The organism is Nonomuraea composti (genome assembly GCF_012034275.1).
GTDB lineage: Bacteria > Actinomycetota > Actinomycetes > Streptosporangiales > Streptosporangiaceae > Nonomuraea > Nonomuraea composti.
On record NZ_JAATEP010000115.1, the window covers coordinates 1 to 8,637 of the forward strand.

The 8,637-nt window shown below is 73.9% G+C and carries 11 protein-coding genes; 2 read left to right on the forward strand and 9 right to left on the reverse strand.

Annotated elements, in window-relative coordinates; all coding sequences use genetic code 11:
- The first annotated feature begins 428 nt into the window (after window positions 1–428).
- Window positions 429–746 (forward strand): hypothetical protein, encoded by a 318-nt coding sequence (locus HCN51_RS57085; protein WP_168022130.1) that lies wholly within the window; start codon window positions 429–431, stop codon window positions 744–746.
- Window positions 747–920: 174 nt separating this feature from the next.
- On the opposite strand, the gene HCN51_RS57090 is transcribed toward HCN51_RS57085, so the two are convergent.
- From HCN51_RS57090 to uraD, 7 genes are read right to left on the reverse strand one after another with little or no spacing between them, the layout of a single operon-like run.
- Entirely contained in the window at window positions 921–1,133 is a 213-nt protein-coding gene (locus HCN51_RS57090) for an EF-hand domain-containing protein (RefSeq protein ID WP_168022131.1), read from the reverse strand.
- A gap of 37 nt (window positions 1,134–1,170) precedes the next feature.
- Entirely contained in the window at window positions 1,171–2,553 is a 1,383-nt protein-coding gene (locus HCN51_RS57095; RefSeq protein WP_206069100.1) for an 8-oxoguanine deaminase, read from the reverse strand.
- A complete protein-coding gene (locus HCN51_RS57100; RefSeq protein WP_080041127.1) occupies window positions 2,550–3,020 on the reverse strand; it encodes a (2Fe-2S)-binding protein in 471 nt (156 codons plus the stop codon). The genes HCN51_RS57095 and HCN51_RS57100 overlap by 4 nt, the downstream gene beginning before the upstream one ends.
- Window positions 3,020–3,880, reverse strand: a complete 861-nt coding sequence (locus HCN51_RS57105) for an FAD binding domain-containing protein (protein WP_168022132.1) — start codon at window positions 3,878–3,880, stop codon at window positions 3,020–3,022. The genes HCN51_RS57100 and HCN51_RS57105 overlap by 1 nt, the downstream gene beginning before the upstream one ends.
- Before the next feature lie 14 nt (window positions 3,881–3,894).
- Complete coding sequence (gene pucL, locus HCN51_RS57110) at window positions 3,895–4,758, reverse strand: factor-independent urate hydroxylase (RefSeq protein WP_168022133.1); 864 nt, start codon at window positions 4,756–4,758, stop codon at window positions 3,895–3,897.
- Window positions 4,759–5,058, reverse strand: a complete 300-nt coding sequence (uraH, locus tag HCN51_RS57115; RefSeq protein WP_168022134.1) for a hydroxyisourate hydrolase — start codon at window positions 5,056–5,058, stop codon at window positions 4,759–4,761.
- Window positions 5,055–5,546 carry a 2-oxo-4-hydroxy-4-carboxy-5-ureidoimidazoline decarboxylase gene (gene uraD / locus HCN51_RS57120; protein ID WP_168022135.1) on the reverse strand — a complete coding sequence of 164 codons (492 nt, stop codon included), beginning with the start codon at window positions 5,544–5,546 and terminating at the stop codon, window positions 5,055–5,057. The genes uraH and uraD overlap by 4 nt, the downstream gene beginning before the upstream one ends.
- 155 nt (window positions 5,547–5,701) lie before the next feature.
- Here uraD and HCN51_RS57125 point away from each other — a divergent pair, with 155 nt between their 5' ends.
- Window positions 5,702–6,541, forward strand: coding sequence for a deoxyribonuclease IV (locus tag HCN51_RS57125; RefSeq protein WP_168022136.1), 840 nt, complete (start codon window positions 5,702–5,704; stop codon window positions 6,539–6,541).
- Window positions 6,542–6,914: 373 nt separating this feature from the next.
- Here HCN51_RS57125 and HCN51_RS57130 read toward each other — a convergent pair whose 3' ends face one another.
- Window positions 6,915–8,417, reverse strand: a complete 1,503-nt coding sequence (locus tag HCN51_RS57130; protein WP_168022137.1) for a sodium:solute symporter family transporter — start codon at window positions 8,415–8,417, stop codon at window positions 6,915–6,917.
- The coding region (locus tag HCN51_RS57135) for a hypothetical protein (protein WP_206069101.1) at window positions 8,414–8,637 on the reverse strand (224 nt) is incomplete at its 5' end. The genes HCN51_RS57130 and HCN51_RS57135, both read right to left, overlap by 4 nt.

Below are 8,637 nucleotides of genomic sequence, written 5' to 3' on the forward strand. Positions count from 1 at the left end.
ACGCGCGGCCCGCATCGCGGCGCCACCTCGCGCTGCAGACCTGGCGTCGTGCGCAGCCAGGTAGCCTGCGCCGCTGGGCGCTCCGCGGCATGCCCTGCTGGGCGCTGCTTCGCCGCGCACCATCCCGCCCGGTCGCCTACGCCCACGCGCGGCGGCGTGCTGCGCACCACCGCCGGCCGGCCCTCGCCTCACGCCGGGCGCATGACCTGTCCCTCACCACTGCCGTCGTGGGGACGGGTGCCCGGCGCTGTCAGCGTCGGGCTGTGGCCTCGCCCCCGCGCGCGCAACCGCACGGCGGGTACAGGCCGCCACCCGGGCCGCCTTCGGGAGGCTACGGGCCGCCCACCGGGCCCTCCTACGGCGGGTACGGGCCTGGGCCGGGCTTTCCGCCGCACCGTCGCCCGCCGAAGAAGCGGACCGGGCTGAAGGTGGCGGCCGGCGTCATCGGCGGCCTGGCCGTCCTGGCGGTGCTCGCCGTCGCGAGCGTGCTCCTGTTGGCAAGCGGCGCGCCTTCCGGCGGGCGCGACCGGCTGGCGGTCGCCGAGCAGCCGTCGAGCAGTTCCCCGGCGGAGACGGATTCCGGTGGCCAGGCCGGGCAGGAGGAGGCGACCCCGACACCGTCGCCGGCCATGAAGCCGCGCATCCACCAGGGCATCGACGACAAGGTGGTGAAGGTGAAGGAGACCGAAGAGGTGCTTCTGGCCACGCTGACGCATAACGGCCGGTGGACGTTCACCAAGCAGTGACCGGCGTTGTGCACCAGCTCAGCGCGGCACCCACCCACAGTCGAGCCGGCCGTCTCCGTGGAACAGCGCGGCAGCCCACGAGCCTCGACGGCACGCGTCCGCAGGGCGGCGGAGTCGCACGCGACCCGCACCGCCCCGGGCAAGGGCGGACCGCTGGTGGCCGGAGCCGGGGGCTTACGAGACCGTGCGGACGAACTCCTCGAAGGAGTAGCGGCCGTCCTGGTCGGAGTCGGCCTCCTGGCTCATCGCGCCGAGCGCCTCCGGCGGCAGGTCGGGGAAGTGCCGCTTCAGCTCGGCCTCGCTGATGTAGCCGTCGCCGTCGGTGTCGATCGAGGTGAACGCGATCTTGAGCTCGGCCAGCCGCTCGTCTGGAAGTTCCTCCGCCACGGGACCACCTTTCCTACTCGTTCGGGACATTGTCACCCTAGTGGTCGCGGTGGATCTCCTTGGGGGCGGTGATGCCGCGTCGCTGCGCCAGCTCCATCAGCCGCCGGTGCGCCCGTGCCCCGGCGCGGCCCGCCTCGTCCTGGGGGGTGGTGCGCAGCTCGCCGTCGGCCACGACCGTGCGGCCGCCGACCAGCACCCTGGCCAGGGGCGGTGTGGGGCCGAAGACGAGGGCGCAGACGGGGTCGGTGACAGCGGCGGTGTAGGGGCCGTCCACCCGCCACAGGGCGAGGTCGGCGAGCTTGCCGGGCTCCAGCGAGCCGAGCTCGTGCTGGCGGCCGAGGTTGCGGGCGCCGCCGAGGGTGGCCAGCTCCAGGGCCTGGCGGGCGGTGAGCGCGTCGGGGCCGTACCTGGCGCGCTGGAACAGCAGGGCCTGTCGCATCTCGCCGGCCAGGGGGGTCAGCTCGGAGGAGGCGCTGCCGTCCACGCCGAGGCCGACGTTCGCGCCGCGCCGCAGCATCTCCGAGACGCGGGCGATGCCGGCGCCCAGCCGCCCGTTGGAGGAGGGGCAGTGGGCGGTGCCGGTGCCGGTGGCGGCCAGCGTGCCGATGTCGTCGTCGCTGAGGTGCACGGCGTGGGCGAACCACACGTCGGGGCCGAGCCAGCCCAGCTTGGCCATGTAGTCGACGGGCCGCAGGCCGAACTGCTCGCGGCAGTGCTCCTCCTCGTCGAGGGTCTCGGCGAGGTGCGTGTGCAGCCGGACGCCCTTGTCCCTGGCCAGGGCGGCCGACTCGGTCATCAGCTCGGCGCTGGCCGAGAACGGCGAGCACGGCGCGACCGCCACGCGCAGCATCGAGGAGAAGGACGGGTCGTGGTAGGCGTCCACGGCCTCGGCGGTGGCGCTCAGGATGTCGTCCAGCTCCTCGACGACGGCGTCCGGCGGCAGGCCGCCCTGGGACGCGCCGCGGTCCATGGAGCCGCGGGCCGGGTGGAAGCGCAGCCCGACGCGGCGGGCGGCGGCGATCTCGGCGGCCAGCAGGTCGCCCCTGCCCTGGGGGAAGACGTAGTGGTGGTCGCTGGTGGTGGTGCAGCCCGACAGGGCCAGCCAGCCCAGCCCGGCGGTGGCGGCGCCCTCGACGACCTCGGCGTCCATGGCGGCCCACACCGGGTAGAGCGCCACCAGCCATTCGAACAGCGTGGCGTCCTGGGCCAGGCCCTGGGAGGCCCACTGGTAGAGGTGGTGGTGGGTGTTGACTAGGCCGGGGGTGGCCAGGCAGCCGGTGCCGTCGATCCGGGGGACCCCGGGGGCGTCGGGTGCGGGGCCGGGCGCCACTTCGGCGATCCGGTCCCCCTCGATCCTGATATATCCGGATTCGAGTTCGGGGCCGGCGATCGGGGCCACGTACACGTTCTCGATGATCATCGTGCCTCCTTGCGGCCGGCGGCCAGGCGGACCGCGTCGAGGATCTTCTCGTAGCCGGTGCACCGGCACAGGTTGCCCGCCAGCGCCTCCCTGATCTCCGCGTCGGACGGCCGGGGACACCGCTCGAGCAGGTCGTGGGCCTGGACGATGAGGCCGGGCGTGCAGAAGCCGCACTGCACGGCCCCGCACTCCACGAACGCCTCCTGCACCGGGTCGAGCCGGTCGCCGTCGGCCAGCCCCTCGACGGTGCGCACCACCCGGCCCTCGGCCTGCCCGGCGGCGACCAGGCAGGCGCAGACCGGCACGCCGTCGAGGTAGACGGTGCAGGAGCCGCACTCGCCCTGCTCGCAGGCGTTCTTGGAGCCGGGCAGACCGAGGCGCTCGCGCAGCACGTACAGCAGGCTCTCGCCCTCCCAGACGCCGTCGGCGCTCTCCTCGCGGCCGTTGACGGTCAGCGTCACCCGCATCAGGCGGCCCTCTCCTTCAGGTGGTCGTTCCAGGCCCAGGTGAGCGTGCGGCGGGCCATCACCGAGATGGCGTGCACGCGGTAGGCGGCGGTGCCGCGCACGTCGTCGATGGGGGCGGCGGCCCGCGCGCACAGCTCGCCGAAGCGCCGCAGCAGCGCCGGGTCGAGCGGCGCCTCCCAGTCGAGCTCCGCCGCCAGCAGCTCCTCCGCCTCCAGGGCGCGGCGCGGGGTGGGCGCGGCCGAGCCGATGCCGGTGCCGACCCGCCGCTCGCGCGGGTGCAGCGCGAGCGCGAACGAGCACACCGCGATCACCATGGCGTTGCGCGTGCCGACCTTGGAGAAGTACTGGGGCCCGGTGGCGGGCGGCACGTGCACGGCCCTGATCAGCTCGTCCGGCTCCAGCGCGCTGCGCTTGACCCCGAGGTAGAACTCGGCGGCCGGGATCATCCGCACGCCCCGCTCGCGCGACTCCACCTCGACCACCGCCCCGGCCGCCAGCAGCGGCGGGTGGCTGTCGCCCGCGGGCGAGGCCGCGCCGAGGTTGCCGCCGACGGTGCCGCGGTTGCGGATCTGCGGCGAGCCGACCGTGCGGGCCGCCTGCGCCAGCCCCGGCAGCGGGCCGGCCAGCTCGCCGACGACCGCCGCGTACGGCACCCCGGCCCCCACCCGGCACAGCCCGCCGGTCATCGACCACTCGCGCAGCTCGGCCACCCGGGTGAGGTCGAGCAGCGCGGGCGGCCTGCGCACGTCGAAGTTGATCTCCACCATCACGTCGGTGCCCCCTTGGATGGGCACCGAGCCGGGCCGGTCCGCCTTGGCGGCCAGCGCCTCCTCCCACGTCGTGGGGCGCAGAAAGTCCATCTCCCTTAGTCCCCTTACTCCCACGCGAATCCGGCGTCGGGGGCGTCCTCACGCAGCACGCCGCCCTCGATGAGCCCGTACGGCCGGTCGGCGGCGTGGAAGACCTCGTTGTCGTTGTCGAGGCCGAACGGCGACAGGTCCACCGCGAAGTGGTGCTTGTTCGGCAGCGACAGCCTGACCTCGCAGATCTCGGGGCAGGTGGTCAGGGCGCGCTCGCCCATGGCGTACAGGGTCTGCTGCAGCGAGAGGCTGTGGGTCCGCGCGAACGCGTCGAGCAGGCACCGCCGGACCTCGCCGTACGACTTGGCGAAGGCGGAGCCGCCGGCCGAGGTGTGCCGCCACTGGGCGGTGACGGCCGTGGCCAGGACGCGGTCGGTGGCCGGCTGGAGCGTCGTGTACTCGTCGGTGATGAAGCCGTGGAACTCCGAGCCGGTCGAGTTCAGCAGCACGAGGTCCTTGAGCCCCGACAGCACGGTGGTGCGGCCGTCGCGGTCGTGGTGCACGACGCAGGTGCGCACCTCGCCGCCGTCGCGCACGAACGAGTGCGGGCCCGTGCGGGTCCAGCCGTACTCCTCGATCGCGACCCTGGCGTGGTGGATGGAGGGCTGGGCGGCGACGAAGTGCCGGGCCAGGCGCAGGGCGAACTCCTCGATCTCGCCGACGCCGTGCCGCCGGGCGAAGACGTACACGGTGTTCTTCTGCGTGTCGGTGGGCAGCACCGCGGAGTTGTCGCCGGTCAGGTGCGCGGCCTCCATGTCGCCCGACAGGGAGGTGCTGACGTTGACGTCCTTGAGGTGGTGCACGGGGCCGTCCCTGACGACGTGGACGAGCCTGGTCTCCGCCTTGCCGTAGCGGTTGGCGCCGAGTCTGACGGTCATTCAGCTCCCTCGGTAGGTGGAGTAGGCGTACGGGCTGAGCAGCAGGGGCACGTGGTGGTGCCGGTCGGGGTCGGTGATGGTGAAGGTGACGACGACCTCGGGGTAGAAGGTGTCCTTCAGGTACGCGCCGGTGTCGAAGACGACCCGGTGCACGCCGGCGCCGGGCTGCCAGCCGCCGATGCGGCCGTCGTCGTCGGTGCGGCCCTCGGCGATGACGCGGCCGTCGTGCTCCAGGCGGACGCGCAGGCCGGCGGCGGGCCGGCCGGTGACGGCGTCGAGCACGTGGGTGGAGAAGCTCACGGCGCCTCCCCGACCAGCCTGGTCAGCCGCAGCCGGGTGATGGCGGCCAGCTCGGCCCGGACGACCGCGCGCTCGCGCTCCTCGTCGTTACCCAGCCGCTCGCGCAGCCGGGCCAGCATCTGCGCGCCGGTGAGCCCGGTGGCGCAGACGAGGTAGACGTGCCCGAACCGCTCCTCGTAGGCCCGGTTGCCCTCGGCGAGCGCGGCGCGCAGCCCGTCCTCCACGCCCGACTGCTCCTGGCGGGACCAGGCGGCCTCGCGGCCCTGCCCGCCCGCCCGCTCGCCGATCCTGGGGTGGGCGCTCAGCGCCTCCAGGACGTCCGGCCAGTCCAGCTCCAGCACGGCCGCGCCGGCGGCGTCGAGCAGCGCCCGCGCGTCGGCGTACGGCCGCAGCGCGGCCACCTTCCCGGCGAACGCGCGGGAGGCGCAGCAGGCCATCAGGTCGGCCTCGGCCTCGTCCGGGGAGCGGGCGTTGAAGTCGGTGAGCATGCCAGAAGTACACACATGCGCTTCGTGCCCGGTCCATCCGCGAGAACTCCCAAGTCGCGGTCCTGATGCCGGGCACTTTTCGTGTCATGCTCCAACCCCCGCGGCTGCGTGTGGGGACGGGAACAGTCGGTGACCGCACCTAAACTGAAGCCATCATGACCCCAACTTCCCTGATCGGCGGACACGTGTCCGTCACGGGCGGCCTGGCGACGGGCGGCCTCAAGTACATGGCCGAGATCGGCGCCGAGATGATCCAGGTGTTCGTCACCAACCCGCGCGGCTGGGCGCTCAACGACGGCAAGCCCGACGAGGACGCCAAGCTGGCCGAGTCGGGCGTGACCGCGTTCATCCACGTGCCCTACCTGGTCAACTTCGGCTCGCCCAGCCCTGAGACGCTGGCCAGCTCCGTCGGGGTGGTGCGGCACGCGCTGCGCCGCGGGGTGGAGACCGGCGCCAAGGGCGTGGTGGTGCACACCGGCTCGGCGGTGACGCAGCCGCGCGACGACGCGCTGCGCCAGCTGCACGAGCACCTGCTGCCGCTGCTCGACGAGATCCCCGACGGCGGCCCCGACCTGCTGCTGGAGCCGATGGCGGGCCAGGGCGCCATGCTGTGCGCCACCGTCCAGGACATCGAGCCCTACCTCGCCGCGCTCGACTGGCATCCGCGGGCGTGCATCTGCCTCGACACGTGCCACGCCTTCGCCGCCGGTCACGACCTGGCCGCCGAGGGCGGGGTGAAGGAGACGTTCGACGCGCTGCACGCGATCGCGCCGGGGCGGCTCAAGCTGATCCACGCCAACGACTCCAAGGACGTGTGCGGCGCGAAGAAGGACCGCCACGAGAACATCGGGGCGGGCCACATCGGCGCGCAGCCGTTCGCGGAGCTGATGCGGCACCCGGCGGTGGCCGGGGTGCCGATCTGCATCGAGACGCCGGGCAAGGCGCCCAAGCACGCCGAGGACATCGCGCTGCTGAAGAAGCTCAGGGACGGCTGACCGCCCCGATCCAAAGCCTAGGGACGAATCCCCCATCGGGCCGGTAACCGTGATAGGGGCGCCCGCTCGCGCGATCCGGCCGCCCCCGAAGGCCGGATCGCGGGGCCGCTCGAGGCGGCCTGCACGGGCGCCCCTTCACGTCCGGCATGGCGGGCCCCACCCCCCGGTAAGGGGCCCGACAGCCGCGGCGACCTGCGTTTGTCGCCGGTGAACCCGGTGCACCAGACCCTCTCGGTGAGCCTTGCGGCCCGTCCCCCCGGTGCGCCGGGATGGCTCCGATGCCGAAACACTACGGTCGCGATCTTGCGGGCGAAACCCTGTTTACGGACAGCGCGTTGAACGGTCTGTAGTCAGCGTTATACGGAGAGTGTTGTTACGACCAGCGGTCGTCGTCGCGCGACGAACGGTAGGCAGGGGGGCCCGCAAGATGCTCGGGCAGATGCATCCGAGCCATCATCCGGCCCACCACTTGCGGCACCCGACCCGGTGTGACCAGGGATGTCACCACCATCGCGGCGAACGAGAGCGGCACGGCGACCGGCGCGGGGCAGGAAGTCAGCGCGCCCATCTTCACGCCCGCCTGCTCCGCGACCACCAGCGCCGCCGTCACGCCCCCGCCGGTCACGAACCCGGCCGCGACGCCCACGTCCGTCAGCCGGGGCCACCAGATGCCGAGCACGAGCATCGGGCAGAACGTGGCGGCCGACAGGCTGAAGCCGAGCAGCACGAGCGCCACCGACACGCCGGGGCTGCTGAGCGCCGTCAGGGCCAGCGCGGCGAGCATGACGGCGGCCACCGCCGTACGGAACGAGCGCACCCCGGCCCGCGACACGCACGCCGACACCGCGCCCCCGACGGCCACCAGCACGCCCCCGGAGGTGGCCAGGAAGGCCGCGAACGCGCCCGCGGCCAGCAATCCCGTCAGCACCTCCCCCACGGCCCCTGAGAGCATCCTGGCGGGCAGCAGGAGCACGATCTCGTCGGCAGCCGCCCCGCGCACGTGGACGTGCCCCAGAACCCCGTACAGCGGCGGCACGACGCAGAACAGGGCGAGCAGCACCTGCGTGGCCACGATCGAGCGCCGGGCGCCAGGTCCGTCCCTGCTGGTGTAGACGCGCACGATCACGTGCGGCAGCCCCATCGTGCCCAGCGCGCACGCCACCAGCACGGACAGCACCCCGGGCAGCGACGGGTCGCCCACCCCCGCCAGCCCCGTGCCGCCGGACCGGTAGGCCGCGGCGAACCAGCCGTCGGGCCCGGGGACGAGCGGCGTGCCGGCCGTCCACCAGCACACGGCCCCGACCCCGACGAACACCGCCAGCTTCAGCCAGAACTGCGCGGCCTGCACGCTCGTCACGCTGCCCAGCCCGCCCGCGAGCGCCACGGCCAGCGCCGCCCCCGCGACGCCGGCCCAGCCCAGCCACGGCGGCAGCCCGGTCAGCAGCCGCACGACCACCCCGGCCGCGTGCAGCTGGGCGACGAGGAACGCCAGCCCGACGACGAGCACGAAGCAGGTGGTGAAGCGGCGCAACCGCGCCGAGCGCAGCCGCCATTCGGCGAAGTCGGGCAGCGTGTACGTGCCCGACCGCCGCAGCGGGGCGACCACGAGGGCCAGGATGACGACGAACCCGGCGGCGGCCCCCGCCGGGTACCACAACATCGGCGAGCCGTGCGTGGCGATGAGCCCGGCCGTGCCGAGGCAGGCGGCGGCCGAGGTGAACTCGGAGGTGATCGCGGCGCCGTTCCACCACGGGGGCACCGCCCTGGCCGCGACGTAGAAGTCGGAGGCGCCGCGGGAGCGGCGCGGTCGCGCGGCGCCGACCATGACGCCCAGAACCAGCACGAAGGCGATCCCGGTCAGCACCGCGACGGTCATCTCTCCAGCCGCTCCGCCCACCTGAGGTGCAGCACGGACAGGCCCACCCAGACCCCCTGGACGGCCAGCGACATCGCCACCCAGGCCCAGGGGTCGGGCACCCACGCGGCGAGCACCGGCACGCCCAGCAGCAGCCCGGCCACGGCGCCCACCGTGCGCAGCGCCTGCCGTAACTGCGGGCCGACGATGGCGGGCACGCCGGGCGAGCCGCCGGGTGAGT